General features: G+C 53.0%; 14 protein-coding genes and 1 pseudogene. 8 read left to right on the forward strand and 7 right to left on the reverse strand.

The window, feature by feature from the left end; translation table 11 throughout:
• Nucleotides 1-87 precede the first annotated feature (87 nt).
• Complete coding sequence (locus tag ACYJL1_RS15870) at nt 88-735, reverse strand: DNA-3-methyladenine glycosylase I (protein ID WP_460896272.1); 648 nt, start codon at nt 733-735, stop codon at nt 88-90.
• A gap of 186 nt (nt 736-921) precedes the next feature.
• On the opposite strand from ACYJL1_RS15870, the gene ACYJL1_RS15875 reads away from it, so the two are divergent.
• Entirely contained in the window at nt 922-1,707 is a 786-nt protein-coding gene (locus ACYJL1_RS15875) for a L,D-transpeptidase (protein ID WP_460896273.1), read from the forward strand.
• Between the two features lie 68 nt (nt 1,708-1,775).
• Here ACYJL1_RS15875 and glcF read toward each other — a convergent pair whose 3' ends face one another.
• The 3 genes from glcF to ACYJL1_RS15890 are packed head-to-tail and all read right to left on the reverse strand — an operon-like array spanning nt 1,776 to nt 5,816.
• Nucleotides 1,776-3,104, reverse strand: coding sequence for a glycolate oxidase subunit GlcF (gene glcF, locus ACYJL1_RS15880; RefSeq protein WP_460896274.1), 1,329 nt, complete (start codon nt 3,102-3,104; stop codon nt 1,776-1,778).
• A 1-nt stretch (nt 3,105) separates the two neighbouring features.
• Entirely contained in the window at nt 3,106-4,317 is a 1,212-nt protein-coding gene (locus tag ACYJL1_RS15885; RefSeq protein ID WP_460896275.1) for an FAD-binding protein, read from the reverse strand.
• A gap of 2 nt (nt 4,318-4,319) precedes the next feature.
• Nucleotides 4,320-5,816 carry an FAD-linked oxidase C-terminal domain-containing protein gene (locus ACYJL1_RS15890; protein ID WP_460896276.1) on the reverse strand — a complete coding sequence of 499 codons (1,497 nt, stop codon included), beginning with the start codon at nt 5,814-5,816 and terminating at the stop codon, nt 4,320-4,322.
• A 174-nt stretch (nt 5,817-5,990) separates the two neighbouring features.
• On the opposite strand from ACYJL1_RS15890, the gene ACYJL1_RS15895 reads away from it, so the two are divergent.
• On the forward strand, nt 5,991-6,728 hold the full coding sequence (locus ACYJL1_RS15895) for a metallophosphoesterase (protein ID WP_460896277.1): 738 nt from the start codon (nt 5,991-5,993) through the stop codon (nt 6,726-6,728).
• A gap of 9 nt (nt 6,729-6,737) precedes the next feature.
• Here ACYJL1_RS15895 and ACYJL1_RS15900 read toward each other — a convergent pair whose 3' ends face one another.
• Both ACYJL1_RS15900 and ACYJL1_RS15905 read right to left on the reverse strand, forming a co-directional pair.
• A complete protein-coding gene (locus ACYJL1_RS15900; RefSeq protein ID WP_460896278.1) occupies nt 6,738-6,878 on the reverse strand; it encodes a hypothetical protein in 141 nt (46 codons plus the stop codon).
• Nucleotides 6,879-7,053: 175 nt separating this feature from the next.
• Nucleotides 7,054-7,755, reverse strand: coding sequence for a type 1 glutamine amidotransferase (locus tag ACYJL1_RS15905; RefSeq protein WP_460898077.1), 702 nt, complete (start codon nt 7,753-7,755; stop codon nt 7,054-7,056).
• 67 nt (nt 7,756-7,822) lie between these two features.
• Here ACYJL1_RS15905 and ACYJL1_RS15910 point away from each other — a divergent pair, with 67 nt between their 5' ends.
• Complete coding sequence (locus ACYJL1_RS15910) at nt 7,823-8,488, forward strand: hypothetical protein (RefSeq protein ID WP_460898078.1); 666 nt, start codon at nt 7,823-7,825, stop codon at nt 8,486-8,488.
• Here the strand turns inward: ACYJL1_RS15910 and ACYJL1_RS15915 are convergent.
• On the reverse strand, nt 8,409-9,308 hold the full coding sequence (locus ACYJL1_RS15915) for a DMT family transporter (protein WP_460896279.1): 900 nt from the start codon (nt 9,306-9,308) through the stop codon (nt 8,409-8,411). The two genes, ACYJL1_RS15910 and ACYJL1_RS15915, sit on opposite strands and share 80 nt — an antisense overlap.
• 130 nt (nt 9,309-9,438) lie before the next feature.
• Between ACYJL1_RS15915 and ACYJL1_RS15920 the strand changes: the two genes are divergently transcribed.
• The 5 genes and pseudogenes from ACYJL1_RS15920 to ACYJL1_RS15940 all read left to right on the forward strand — a co-directional run bounded on the left by ACYJL1_RS15920 (nt 9,439) and on the right by ACYJL1_RS15940 (nt 13,887).
• The gene (locus ACYJL1_RS15920; protein ID WP_460896280.1) at nt 9,439-9,876 is read left to right on the forward strand and encodes an Lrp/AsnC family transcriptional regulator; all 438 of its coding nucleotides are present in this window, start codon (nt 9,439-9,441) and stop codon (nt 9,874-9,876) included.
• Between the two features lie 15 nt (nt 9,877-9,891).
• Nucleotides 9,892-10,626, forward strand: a complete 735-nt coding sequence (locus tag ACYJL1_RS15925) for a 16S rRNA (uracil(1498)-N(3))-methyltransferase (RefSeq protein WP_460898079.1) — start codon at nt 9,892-9,894, stop codon at nt 10,624-10,626.
• 105 nt (nt 10,627-10,731) lie between these two features.
• Nucleotides 10,732-12,105 (forward strand): glutamate--cysteine ligase, encoded by a 1,374-nt coding sequence (locus ACYJL1_RS15930; protein ID WP_460896281.1) that lies wholly within the window; start codon nt 10,732-10,734, stop codon nt 12,103-12,105.
• 19 nt (nt 12,106-12,124) lie between these two features.
• Nucleotides 12,125-12,867 (forward strand): annotated as a pseudogene (locus tag ACYJL1_RS15935) (SDR family oxidoreductase).
• 81 nt (nt 12,868-12,948) lie between these two features.
• Nucleotides 12,949-13,887, forward strand: coding sequence for a phosphoribosylaminoimidazolesuccinocarboxamide synthase (locus ACYJL1_RS15940; protein WP_460896282.1), 939 nt, complete (start codon nt 12,949-12,951; stop codon nt 13,885-13,887).

The following is a 13,887-nucleotide window of genomic DNA, read 5'->3' on the forward strand; positions in this document are numbered from 1 at the left end:
ATGATGATCCGATACCCTGAGATGAAGCTGATTGCCGAAGCGGTTTTGCTCTAGACCATCAAGCCCGCAAGGGCAAGGATACCGACGTCATTTGGGCCTTTTGAACTTCGCACGCAGAGTTTCAATTTCCTCGCGGCATTTGCAGCCCTCTATATGGTCATTGACAAGACCCATCGCCTGCATGTGCGCATACATCGTTGTGGGGCCGACAAAACTCCAGCCACGTTTCTTCAGATCCTTGGAAAGGCGGGTTGATGTAGGCGATGTTGGATTTGCGATCAGGGTCGAATAATCGACGACCTTTGGGCGCTCCTCTGCAGGTGGTTCAAACGACCAGAAATAGGCGGCAAGCGAGCCGGTTTCTTTCACCAGTTCGATAGCGCGATTGGCATTGTTGATAACAGAATTTATCTTGCCGCGGTGGCGCACAATGCCGGCATTGCCGAGCAACCGTTCGACATCCTTGTCCGTATAGCGGGCAATCTTGCGGTAGTCGAAACCATCGAAGGCTTCGCGGAAACTCTCGCGTTTGCGCAGTATCGTTAACCAGGACAATCCTGATTGAAACCCTTCGAGGCATATTTTTTCAAATAGCCGTGTGTCGTCTGTTACCGGCTTGCCCCATTCATTGTCGTGGTAACGAATATATTCGGGCAAAGCACCAGGCCAGAAACAGCGCGTAATGCCATCGTCACCTGTCATCAGACCAGTCTTCACAGCAACATCTTCACTCATAGCGGGCCTTTTCATTTTACCGCGCATTAACCAACTTGCCACACGTATCGGTAACTATACCGAGTGGTTTCGACCGAGAATTACGCTTAGTTGATTCTCATTCACTTTTTTCTACCCTGCCGCTGGCAAACTCAATCCGAAAACTGACAAAACTTGTCAGCAGATTTTGTTACGAGACTGGTTCCGATGAAGTTTGCACGCCTGCTTCTCCTATTCTGCCTTGTTACAGTTGCATCGGGTGCAGTCGCCAGCGATCGCTATGCGACGCGTCCCCCCGTCGTCATAAGTCCTGACTTATCGGCTCCTTGGGTTATGCAATTACGCCAGCGGCCAGTTGGTACACCGGTCAACCCTCGCGGTTACGTGGTCTTTGACGAGCAGCCGAATCCTCGTGTCAAACAACGCGAACGCCGGGCAGCACGTAAAAAACTCAATTCCAATCCAGCCGTAGACGAAGTTTCATTTCGACGTCCCACTGCGCCAGCTGATACCCAACCCAAAAAAAGGCGGGAGATGGATGCGAAATTCCTGCCGCAGAGCGTAGCCTATGATGGTACCGAGCCAGCCGGAACAATTGTTATAGATACGGCACAGCGCTTTCTCTATCTGGTCGAGGCTGGTGGCACCGCGCAACGATACGGCGTCGGTGTCGGCAAGGAAGGGTTCGGCTGGTCCGGCACCAACATCATTAGCCGCAAAGCGGAATGGCCATCATGGTATCCGCCAGCAGAGATGATCAAACGTGAGAAGCGCAAAGGTCGTATTCTACCCGCTCATATGGCGGGCGGCATTGAAAATCCTCTTGGTGCACGAGCGCTCTATTTAGGCTCCACCCTTTATCGTATTCACGGGACCAATGCGCCATGGACGATCGGGCAATCCGTATCGAGCGGCTGTATTCGCATGCGTAATGAAGACGTCACCGATCTCTATGAGCGGGTGAACGTTGGTACAAAAGTCATTGTCAGATAACGGGGGCCGGTATCAGGGGTGATGCCGGAAATGGGCAGCGGCGCATATAGTTTGTGCCGCTGCCCTTTTTATTCAGCGGCAAGCAATGGTTTGCTTTGTGGAACACCCGAAGGGCGGGGCCCGCCATAGGCCCAATCCAGCAACTCCACCGTATGAACAATCGGCAATCTCGTTCCACTGGCAATCTGGGTAATGCAACCGATGTTGCCCGTTGCAATCACGCTGGCTCCGGTGGCCTCTATATTCTTGACCTTGCGGTTCCGAAGCGTGCGGGCAATTTCGGGCTGCATGATGTTGTAGGTGCCGGCAGAACCGCAACAGAGATGACCTTCAGCGGGTTCCTTGACAATAAAACCGGCGGCCTTCAGCAAATCTTTTGGTTGGCGGGTAATTTTTTGGCCATGTTGCATGGAGCAGGCCGAATGATAGACAACTGTGAGGCCGGTTGAGTGTTCGGCTTCCGGTAAATCCAGCATCGTCAGATACTCAGTAACATCTTTTGCCAGAGCGGAGATGCGTGCTGCCTTCTCTTTATAGGCAGTATCGAGTCGCAGCATATAACCATAATCCTTGATCGCCGTGCCGCAACCGGATGCCGTGATGACGATCGCGTCAAGGCCGCCACTTTCAAGCTCACGTGTCCAGACGTCGACATTGTGACGGGCATTTTCCAGTGCAGCTTCCTCGCGGCCCATATGATGCACGAGTGCGCCACAACAGCCCTCGCCTTTCGGCACAATGACCTCAACACCAAGCCGGGTCAGAAGACGGATCGTTGCTTCATTGATGCCGGGGGCAAGAACCGGCTGCGCGCAGCCCGTTAAAATGGCAACGCGTCCTCTTTTTACTGTTTTCGCCTTATGTGTACCAGCTTCTGCATAGGACGACTTGGCGGAAAGCGATTTGGGCGCAAGTTCCAGCATCGCGGCCATGGGTTTCAAAGCCGCAATGGATTTGAAAAGAGGGACAAGTGGCTTACCGAATCTGGCAGCAGTCAAAGCAAAGCGGAAGCGGGACGGGTAAGGCAACACCAGCGCAAGCAGGGCGCGCGTCAGACGATTCATGAATGGCCGCTTGTAGGTCTTCTCAATATGGGCCCGGGCATTATCAACCAGATGCATGTAATTGACGCCTGAAGGACAGGTCGTCATGCAGGCAAGACAGGACAGGCACCTATCCACATGCTTGACGATTTGTTCATCAGCGGCCCTGCCATTTTCCAGCATGTCCTTGATCAGATAAATGCGTCCGCGCGGGCTATCGAGTTCGTTGCCTAGCGTGACATAGGTTGGACAGGTGGCGGTGCAAAAACCGCAATGCACACATTTGCGCAGTATCTTTTCCGACTCTGCAACACCAGGGTTACGCAATTGCTCGGGAGTAAAGTTGGTTTGCATCCTACACCCCTACAACCATGCGACCGGGATTGAATATGCCGCTTGGATCAAACTGCTGTTTCAACCTTTTGGACAGGGCTGCCAAAGGGGCCGGTTGCGGTTCGAATACCGGCACCGCAGCACGCAATGCCACAGAAGCGCGCACCAATGTCGCGTGCCCCCCGCCATATTTGGCAATCAGCGCACGAACAGCCTCTGCCTCTGGATCACCCTCCATCCGCAGCCAGACAAGCCCGCCCTGCCAGTCATAAAACGCATCAACAGCTGCGCCCATGCGTAAAGAAGCCACCAGCTTATAAGCCTCCATGGGCGCCATCGACACGCGCCAGACAGGGCGTTCCGTGCCATCTGCGAATGGTATGACATCGCGGATTTCGCGCCATAGGTTTCGGGATATCTCACCATTCAGCATGTCGATTTCACCGGCTGACGCCAACAGTTTTTTCAGCATTTCCGCCCGATCAGCCACGGAAGGGGCAAAACCTTCAAGGCGAAGCAAGGTCGAGGCATCACTTCGAAGGATACCACCAATCACTCGGCTGGCGACGTTGCCAGGCAAATGCGCCGCAGAAGCCACCTCACCGCTTGATCCCATTGCAATCGCCATTGCCCGGGCAGCTTCATCGTCGGCAAGCCCGCGCAGCACCAGCGTGGTCTCGGTTTCAGGCAATGGCAGAACTTTAAACGTGATTTCAGTCGCGATACCCAGAGTTCCCCACGAATGCGCCATGCCTTTGGAAAGATCATAGCCTGTCACATTCTTGACAACGCGCCCGCCGGATTTGAACAATTCTCCCCTGCCTGAAACGACCCGCACCCCTAACACATGGTCACGAGCAGAGCCTGCCTTGAGACGTCGTGGACCGCATAGGTTGGTGGCAAGCAGACCGCCAAGACTACCCTGTCCGACAGGCTTTCCCAGCAATGGCCCATAATCCATTGGCTCGAATTGAAATGCCTGACCACTGGCCGAAAGCATGGCTTCAAGCTCGGCGACTGGTGTTCCGGCTTTGGCGGACAGGACAAGCTCATCGGGTTCATAGAGTGTCACACCCGAATAGCTTGATAAGGCAATCGTGTGTTCCGTTTGTAAAGGACGTCCAAGTTCGCGCTTGGAACCCTGACCGATGATTTCAATCGGGGCTTGTTCAGACAGCGCCCATTGCACGATCTCGACAATCTCATCTTCAGAATGGGGATTGAATATGCTCAAGTTCAAAATCTCGGTATATCTGGAAACGGCACGCGGCCGTGATGCACATGCATACGGCCAAGTTCCGCACAACGATGCAGTTGCGGAAAGACCTTTCCGGGGTTCAGCAGATGCTTATCGTCGAAAGCGCATTTCACGCGAATCTGCTGGTTCAGATCGATTTCGTTGAACATTTCCGGCATGAGATCACGCTTTTCAACACCGACCCCATGTTCGCCCGTTAACACGCCGCCAACCTTCACGCAGAGCCGCAATATATCCGCACCAAAGCTTTCGGCCTTATGCAGTTCTTCTGGTATATTGGCATCATAAAGGATGAGTGGATGCAGATTGCCGTCACCAGCATGGAAGACATTGGCAACGCGCAGGCCATATTTCTTAGAAAGCTCGCGCATCCCGGCAAGTACTTTTGGCAGCTCCTTTCGCGGGATCGTGCCGTCCATGCAAAGATAGTCCGGAGAAATTCGACCGACTGCCGGAAACGCAGCCTTGCGTCCCGCCCAAAAGGCCATGCGCTCTTCTTCGCTCTGCGATATGACGCATGTTGTTGCGCCATTCTTGCGACCAATGGCTTCAACCATATTGATAAGGTGATCCACCTCAACAGCTGGTCCGTCCAATTCGATGATGAGCAGTGCCTCAACATCAAGTGGGTAGCCTGCATGAACGAAATCCTCGGCAGCATGGATAGCCGGACGATCCATCATCTCCATACCGCCGGGAATAATCCCCGCCGCGATAATCTCTGCGACGCATTGCCCAGCCTCCTCACTGGTCGGGAAGCCTACCATAAGCGCGCGTGCTGTCGTTGGCTTTTGCAGGATGCGAACAGTGACTTCGGTGACAACCCCAAGCAGACCTTCAGAGCCGGTCATAAGGCCCAGAAAATCATAGCCCTCGCTATCAAGATGCTTGCCGCCAAGCCGGATGACTTCGCCGGTAATCAACACCATCTCAAGGCCCAGCACATTGTTTGCAGTCAGCCCATATTTCAGACAGTGCACACCACCGGAGTTTTCTGCGATATTGCCGCCAATGGAGCATGCAATCTGCGAGGATGGGTCAGGCGCGTAATAAAAGCCTTCATGTTCTACCGCCTTGGTTATTCCAAGATTTGTAACACCCGGCTGAACAACGGCGACCCGGTTTGGGTAATCAATCTCAAGGATGCGATTGAAACGGGTCATGACCAGGAGCACCGCATCTTCCAAGGGTAAGGCCCCGCCAGACAATGATGTTCCTGAGCCCCGAGGCACAACTTTGACGTTGTTTTCGTGGCAATATTTGAGAATGCGCGAAACCTGCGCGACACTCTGCGGAAGCACCACCACGAGCGGCAGCTGGCGATAAGCAGTCAGCGCATCCGATTCGAATACACGCATTTCGTTCGTGGCATCAACGACGCCTTCGCCCGGCACGATTTCTTGCAGCGCCGCAACAATCGCCGCTCGGCGCGACATGGTCGCTTCATCAGCCTTAGGCATAACAAGTCCGGACATCGTTCCTCCCCGTCACGGTCTTAGCAAAGTTTCGCCTTGTCATTCAGCCTATAACACCCCGGCGCAGTTTTTGGCTGCGTCATGCTGTTCCAATCATCAATTTAGTGCAACCATATTTGTCACAGCTGCAAATCGTGCAAAGATTTGATTTGTATACGGCTTCAATGATGGATCATGAAAACAGTTGATTTCAAACATGCCCGGGGACCAGACAAGTTGCGCATCTACGCGATAGGTGACGTGCATGGCAGGCTCGATCTGCTTCAAGAGATGCATCGGCTGATCCATATGGAGAACCTGAAATCCCCCCCCTTCGATTGGGTCGTGGTACACCTTGGCGACTATGTTGACCGGGGTCTTCAATCATGCGGTGTCATCGACTTCCTAATTGATGGACAACGCAAGAATCATCGAATGCTTGCACTGGCAGGCAATCACGATGTTGGCTTTGTTGATTTTCTTGAGACAGGCGACACTTACGGGCTTTTTGCCCGCCATGGTGGACGACAGACGGGACTGTCATATGGCGTGAACATCAACTTCAGCAGTGATTTGTCCCTTGCATCGGGCCGTGAAGCTTTGAAGACGGCAGTGCCAGTCGCGCATGTGGACTTTTTGCGCCGGTTGCCGCGATCAATGTTCTTTGGAGATTTTTTCTTCTGTCACGCCGGTATTCGCCCCGGAATAGAGCTTGAACAACAGGACCCGGAAGATCTGATCTGGATCAGGTCTCCGTTTCTCGACGATGCACGCCCCCATAGCAAAGTCATCGTCCACGGGCATACACCCGTAACTGAAGTTGAAATCAGGCCCAACCGGATAAACCTTGATACAGGTGCTTATGCCAGCGGAAGGCTGAGCGCCATCATGATCGATGGCCTGAGCAAGACGTTTCTGGAAGCGACTATATAATGAAGGCAATCAGCGAAATGACGTGCTGACACCGTAGCCGTCGCTCGATACCCGATGTCCGCCAGCATCAACGGAAAACAAACCAATGCCCATGAACAAAATGGCTGACAGCATAAAGGCAGTCAAAAGGGCGGCACTCTTGGTGGTCATCTTAAGCGTTTCCGTTGCTAGGCTTTTTCTGGCTTGATGCCAGTTGTGCGTGTGCCCACTAAAGGACACATCCATTACCAACTAGTGAATTGAAGACACGTTCCACATATTTCAGCAGGGTAAGAGTGATTCGCAATTCATCTGTTGCACAGCTGCAACTAAAGTCGAATACCCGTTACCGGATCAGCGCTACCCAAGCACGGGCAAGAGCAAGCCCTGCTGCATCTGCCGCAGCCCCATATTTCGCTACGTTACTGGCATAATCAGCAAGCCAGTCCGTGTGGTTGTTGACAATCTGGTCGTGAAATACATGTTTCCATTCATCAACCAGATGCGTATCGGCTTCGAAATGAAATTGAATGCCGTACACTGCACGCCCGATCCGAAAGGCCTGATTGGGCGTCATCTGGCTTGAGGCCAAATGTGTCGCTTGTTCCGGTAATGTGAAAGTATCGCTGTGCCAATGAAAGATGGGGAATTCTTTGGCGACAGCCGAGAGCATCGGATCTGACGCAGCTTGTGCCGTAGATGTCACGTTTTTCCACCCGAATTCCGCCGGACGGCCAAGAATGTTTGTGGCGCCGTACCCCCGCGCCACCAATTGGCTGCCGAGGCAGATGCCAAGAACGGCCTTATCCGCATCTCCGAATTTTTTGGTCAAGCCTGCCAGCTGCGGGAGATAGGGATAGCTTTCGTCTGCCAGTGCATTTTGGTCACCACCGAGCACCACAATCGCATCATGATCGTCGTGATTATGGGGCAGTGGCTCGCCGAGATGGGCGTGGCGCAAGTCAATGGAAGCATTCGCCTCATTCAATGCGATGCCTAACTGCCCAAGTCCGGTATTATGATAGTTCTGAACGACAAGAACGTGCATGGCGACCCTGATCTGCATTGGTTATGATCTCGGATAGCATGAGGACTCAATGACCGGAAGCCGTAAGATGCCCCTGCAAAATCGCGTCACACCCTTTGGCGACATCATTGCCGTAACGCAGCGCGGCACCATGACGGGAAACCGCGGCATCATCCATGATCCCGCTACGAAAACTCTACTGAAAAAGCGCTGGTCATCGCGCGCATGGATCATCTGCGTTTGCAGGTTCAAGAACGTGCAACGCGATGTGATGGCACGCAGAAGCTGGACCGAGCTGTTCTTTCTTGATGAAGCCACCGCCTTAAGCGCAGGGCATCGTCCTTGCTTCTATTGTCAGAGACAGAGAGCCAAAGAATTTCAAGCTGCATGGGCTGAAGGGAATGCAACTGAATTGCCTCCTGCCCCAAAGATGGATGCGCTACTTCATCGCGAAAGGCTCGATCAAAAGGGGCGGAAGAGACACCACCCGGTCGGCACCGCAATTCATGAGCTACCGGATGGAGCCATGCTGGCCAGCGGGTCCGACGCCTATCTGGTCAAACAGGGCAAAGCATTTCTTTGGTCCTGGGAAGGCTACTCAGAGGCTCAAATCGACTTATCCGAGGCAACCTTACTTACACCGCCTTCAACAATCCGCACACTCAAAGCGGGCTTCAAGCCTTCACATCTCCCGTTACAGCTCGGCGGAAACTCCAGCCAAGGCTCGTCCCGGCTGCGGCAATCAGAATTATAGCCGAGCCTATCAGCTGACTTGGCTGCAAAGCGTGATTGAAGGCAAAATAATCAACCAGAATGGCAGCTACAGGATAGATGAATGATAGTGAGCCCGTGATGTGGGTCGGCAACCTCTGTATCGCGCTGTAGAGCAGAATATACATCAGCCCCGTGTGCACGATACCTATGGTTACGATGCTCGCCCACTGTCCCGTCGTTTGTGGTAGCGCGGCAAAATCGGCAAGAGGCGCAAGCATGACAATGCCGACGCTCACCTGGATCAGCGCAATCAGATGCGGCGGCGTACCTCTCAACCGCTTGGCAACGATGGCAGCGATAGCATAGAGAAAAGCGGCGCCAAGTGCCAAGGCGATACCAGTCATGTAGTCAGACCCGCTATAGATGCCGCCGGGCTTTGCCTGCACAATCAATAACATGCCCGCAAATGCGAGTGCCAGCCATGCCAGCTTTGTGATGGTGAGTTTTTCCTTGAAGATCAACGCACCCAAAGCGACAAGCATGAATGGCTGCACATTATAGACAGTGGTGGCAATTGCGATAGAGGCGCGCGGGTAGGCAGCAAACAGCAGAACCCAATTCAGTACAATTGCGACACCGCCGACCATTGCCAGTCCAAGAATCTTTAATGAGATCACATTGGGCCGAAGCAAACCCAAAGCGCCACAAACAGCCAGCAATGTCAGCGCGCCAATCGCACAGCGCCAGAACACAACAGAGAATACCGGTTGGCCTGACATCAACACAAACCAGCCAATCGTACCGGAAATAACCATTGCTGCGGTCATCTCCAAACTGCCTCTGACGATATCTCTTTCCATTGCCCATTCTCCTTGGCTGCTAATGACAGACTATGCGGCAGCCTCTGGATTTGATATGATTTACAGATAGGAATATTTGCAATTCACCTTTTAAATGAAGGCGATTTTAACTGGGAGCCTTACGGAAAAAATGCTTGATGAACTCGACAGAACCATCATCGAAATTCTCGTCGATGATGCGCGTATCTCCTTGAAAGAACTCAGCCAAAAGGTCGGGCTATCCTCTCCAAGTGTTTCAGAACGACTGCGACGACTGGAAGAGAAGAAAGTGATCCGCTCCTTCACTGTCGATATCGACCCACAAGCATTGGGCTATAATCTAACTGCAATTGTGCGGGTGCGACCGCTTCCCGGTATGCTCCACATTGTTGAAAAGCTCATTCAGGAAACCCCCGAAATCACTGAATGCGATAAGGTGACGGGGGATGATTGTTTTATCGGCAAGTTGCAATTCCGCACAATGCAGCAATTGGACAGTATCCTTGACCGTTTGGCGGAAAAAGCTGAAACAAACACTGCAATAGTCAAGTCCTCGCCGGTAAGACGGCGCCTGCCACCCCTCGCCTGACGCCCGGAGCCAATGATGCGCGCCAACTACAAAATGCAACGGCTGTTTGTGTCCACCGATCTAAAGCGTGGAAGCCGTGCTGATGCCTCACCAGAGGCGGTAAACTATCTGGCCAATGTTCTGCGAATGAAGGATGGCGACGAGATTCTCGTTTTTAACGGATGGGATGGGGAATGGCGCGCAGTCTTGCGATTTGAAAGCAAGAAGAAGTTGTACTTCGAACTCGTCGAATTGACCCGCGAACAGCCTTTGACCCCTGATTTGATCTACTGCTTCGCACCGCTAAAACAGGGACGGCTCGATTATCTCGTGCAAAAAGCCGTTGAGATGGGTGCAGGTGTCCTGCAGCCCGTGATCACACAACACACGCAAGTGGCGCGCATCGGCATTGAGAGGATCGAGGCGAATGCCATTGAAGCGGCTGAACAATGTGGAGTGTTGGCGATTCCGGTGACGCGCGAACCTTTGAAACTTGAGAAGTTGCTTGATGAATGGGATCCCGCACGCCGATTGATTTTCTGCGACGAGGGGCACGATACACATAATCCCCTGCCCCTGCTGCAAACATTGCCTAAAACACCTCTTGGCGTGATCATCGGGCCGGAGGGCGGCTTCTCGGATCAGGAGCGGCAGAGACTGCGTACCTTGCCTTTTGTAACAGCCATTCCCCTTGGTCAGCGCATCTTGCGGGCAGATACGGCGGCAGTTGCTGCCCTCGCCTTGATTCAGGCGACGATTGGCGATTGGTGAGAAGCAATTTCTGTTGATCGAACTATCAATGAAATTTGCTTGCGCTCTTATTCAAAAAATGGCCAATCACGCCCAACAATATTTCAATAATGGAAAGCACCAGCCATGGCGCGGGATACGACAGACGAAACAATGATCGCCAATACAGAAGAATTGGCCGCATATCTCGCGCAAGGATCAAAGCCGGAAGCAGCATGGCGTATCGGCACAGAGCACGAGAAATTTCCCTTTTATACCGAGCATAACAGCCCGGTTCCCTATGACGGACCGCGTGGTATTCGCGCCATTCTGGAAGGCATGCAGTCCAAACTCGGCTGGGAGCCTATCATAGATGAAGGCAATATTATCGGGCTCGTAGAGCCAACCGGCCAGGGTGCAATCTCGCTTGAACCGGGCGGGCAATTCGAGCTGTCCGGCGCACCACTTCTTTCCATCCACCAGATCTGCCGCGAATCCAACGCCCATCTGGCTCAGGTACGCGAAATCGCCGAACCACTTGGCATTCGCTTTCTGGGTCTGGGTGGCAGTCCAAAATGGACCCTTGCCGAAACGCCGCGCATGCCCAAGTCGCGCTACAACATCATGTCCAATTATATGCCGAAAGTTGGCAAGGACGGGCTGAATATGATGTACCGCACCTGTACCATTCAGGTGAATCTGGATTTCTCATCCGAGACCGACATGCGCCGCAAAATGCAGGTTTCAGTTAAACTGCAATCGATTGCCACCGCGCTGTTTGCCATGTCGCCGTTCACAGAAGGCAAGCCGAATGGCCTGCTTTCATGGCGTTCGGAAATCTGGCGGGATACCGATAATAATCGCTCCGGCGTCCTGCCATTCATCTTCAATGAAAATTTTGGCTTTGCCGATTATGTTGAATGGGCCTTGGACGTTCCGATGTATTTCGTCATGCGTCATGGCCATTATCACGACTGCACCCATGTAACGTTCCGCCAGTTCATGAATGGCGCATTGCAGGACCATATTCCCGAAAGCACGCCCAATATGGGCGATTGGGCCAATCACCTGTCAACGCTTTTCCCCGAAGTTCGTCTGAAGCGCTTCCTTGAAATGCGCGGCGCAGATGGCGGGCCATGGCGGCGCATTTGTGCTCTGCCCGCATTCTGGGTAGGTTTGCTCTATGACGCTGAGGCGCTCAATGCAGCCGAAGCTATGACGCGTGACTGGAGTTATGAAGAGGTTCAGACGCTGCGCGACGAGGTTCCCGCCAAAGGCCTGCAAGCGAAATTGCGCAATCGTTCCGTGCACGAAATCTCGCGCGAGGTACTGGCGATTTCCAAGCTTGGCCTTCGAAACAGAGCGATGCTCAACAGTGAGGGTTTCGATGAAACCCATTACCTCTCATCGCTGGAAGAAGTGATTGCACGCGGCACAACATCAGCCGAACAAATGCTATCTCAGTACAATACCGCTTGGGGTAGTTCGGTTGAACCGGCGTTTCTGGAATATGCCTACTGAACGAGATGGAGAAAGTCCGATGACAAAAACTGTTCTGATTACGGGCGCGAGCCGCGGTATTGGCCGTTCAGCCGCCATTCTCGCTGGTCAAAAGGGCTGGTCCGTCGGCGTAAACTATGCAACCAACAAGGCTGCTGCTGATGAAGTTGTGCAGGCTGTCATCGCAGCTGGCGGCAAGGCAAAGGCTATTCAGGGAGACGTTGCCGTTGAAGCTGATGTCATTTCAATGTTCGAGCAGACAAAGCAACTCGGCAAACTTGATGGCGTCGTCATCAATGCAGGCATCGTGGCTCCGGCGTCCAAACTCATGGATATGGACAGCGACCGCATGCGGCGTGTCTTGATGTCAATGTTCTGGGAGCCTATCTCTGCGCGCGCGAAGCTGTACGTTATCTTGCACAGTCACGCGGCGGCAATGGTGGTTCGATCGTGCTTTTGTCTTCGGCAGCTGCCCGCATCGGCGGCCCCTTCGAATATGTGGATTATGCCGGATCGAAAGGCGCAATGGACAGTCTGACGCTTGGTCTTGCGAAAGAGACCGGCCCTGAAGGCATTCGTGTCAATGCAGTACGTCCGGGATTGATTGAGACCGATCTTCACGCCAGCGGCGGACAACCCGACCGCGCCCAACGACTTGGTGCCACAGCTCCACTTGGCAGAGCTGGTACAGCGGATGAAGTCGGAGAATCAATTGTCTGGCTGCTGAGTGACGCATCATCCTACGTGACAGGCTCGTTGCTCGACGTAACTGGGGGGCGTTAAAGCCTTCCGACAATTAGGACTCCCGTTGCACGCTATATGTGTTATGCGGAGCAATCTCATTTTCACGCGGATTTTCAAACCATGGCAAAACACAAAGCGCTGTCCGAAGCCTTTATTCCCGAGCTTCCAAACCACTACAAAGGCAAGGTCCGTGAGAATTATGATCTTGCAGATGGCACGCGCATTATTATCGCTACGGATCGCATCAGTGCATTTGACCGTATATTGGCCTCAATACCGCTCAAAGGGCAGGTTTTGACGCAAACCGCGCGTTTCCAATTCGAACAAACGCAGGATATCTGTCCAAATCACGTTATCGAATATCCCGACCCAAATGTTTTGCTCTGCCGGAAGCTCACTATTCTCCCCGTCGAAATCATCGTGCGTGGGTATCTTGCCGGGACAACGGGCACATCAATCCTGACACTCTACAAATCCGGCAAGCGTCAAATGTATGGGTTCACCCTTCCGGAGGGCATGCTGGACAATGAAAAACTGCCCGAGCCAATCATCACGCCCACGTCCAAGGCATTTGATGGCGGTCATGATGAGCCTTTGACTGCCGAAGATATTATTGAGCAGAAGCTGCTGACCAAAGAACAATGGGAAACGATCTCATCTTATGCGTTGAAGCTTTTTGCACGCGGGCAGGAAATTGCGACAAGCCGAGGTTTGATCCTGGCTGACACCAAATATGAGTTCGGTACGGACGAAGCAGGCAATATCGTTCTTGCAGATGAAATCCATACGCCCGATTCCAGCCGTTACTGGTTCGCCGATAGCTATGAAGCAGGCAAGCGGCCTGTTAGCTTTGACAAGGATTTCGTCCGCAACTGGGTTGTTGAGCGTTGCGATCCGTACAAGGATGATATCCCGGAAATTCCTGAGGATGTGATTGACGCGACGACCAAGGTCTATATTGAGGCCTATGAGAAGATCACTGACCACAAGTTCGAAGCCGGTGATGCCGCTATTGATCCATTGCAGCGCATACGGGAAAATCTCAAGCGCTTCTTCTAA

The organism is Phyllobacterium sp. K27, assembly GCF_054796155.1.

Coding starts and splice junctions, on each gene's coding strand:
- ACYJL1_RS15870 (WP_460896272.1), bottom strand. CDS start 735: ATGAGTGAAGATGTTGCTGTGAAGACTGGTCTGATGACAGGTGACGAT.
- ACYJL1_RS15875 (WP_460896273.1), top strand. CDS start 922: ATGAAGTTTGCACGCCTGCTTCTCCTATTCTGCCTTGTTACAGTTGCA.
- glcF (WP_460896274.1), bottom strand. CDS start 3,104: ATGCAAACCAACTTTACTCCCGAGCAATTGCGTAACCCTGGTGTTGCA.
- ACYJL1_RS15890 (WP_460896276.1), bottom strand. CDS start 5,816: ATGTCCGGACTTGTTATGCCTAAGGCTGATGAAGCGACCATGTCGCGC.
- ACYJL1_RS15895 (WP_460896277.1), top strand. CDS start 5,991: ATGAAAACAGTTGATTTCAAACATGCCCGGGGACCAGACAAGTTGCGC.
- ACYJL1_RS15900 (WP_460896278.1), bottom strand. CDS start 6,878: ATGACCACCAAGAGTGCCGCCCTTTTGACTGCCTTTATGCTGTCAGCC.
- ACYJL1_RS15905 (WP_460898077.1), bottom strand. CDS start 7,755: ATGCACGTTCTTGTCGTTCAGAACTATCATAATACCGGACTTGGGCAG.
- ACYJL1_RS15910 (WP_460898078.1), top strand. CDS start 7,823: ATGCCCCTGCAAAATCGCGTCACACCCTTTGGCGACATCATTGCCGTA.
- ACYJL1_RS15915 (WP_460896279.1), bottom strand. CDS start 9,308: ATGGAAAGAGATATCGTCAGAGGCAGTTTGGAGATGACCGCAGCAATG.
- ACYJL1_RS15920 (WP_460896280.1), top strand. CDS start 9,439: ATGCTTGATGAACTCGACAGAACCATCATCGAAATTCTCGTCGATGAT.
- ACYJL1_RS15925 (WP_460898079.1), top strand. CDS start 9,892: ATGCGCGCCAACTACAAAATGCAACGGCTGTTTGTGTCCACCGATCTA.
- ACYJL1_RS15930 (WP_460896281.1), top strand. CDS start 10,732: ATGGCGCGGGATACGACAGACGAAACAATGATCGCCAATACAGAAGAA.
- ACYJL1_RS15940 (WP_460896282.1), top strand. CDS start 12,949: ATGGCAAAACACAAAGCGCTGTCCGAAGCCTTTATTCCCGAGCTTCCA.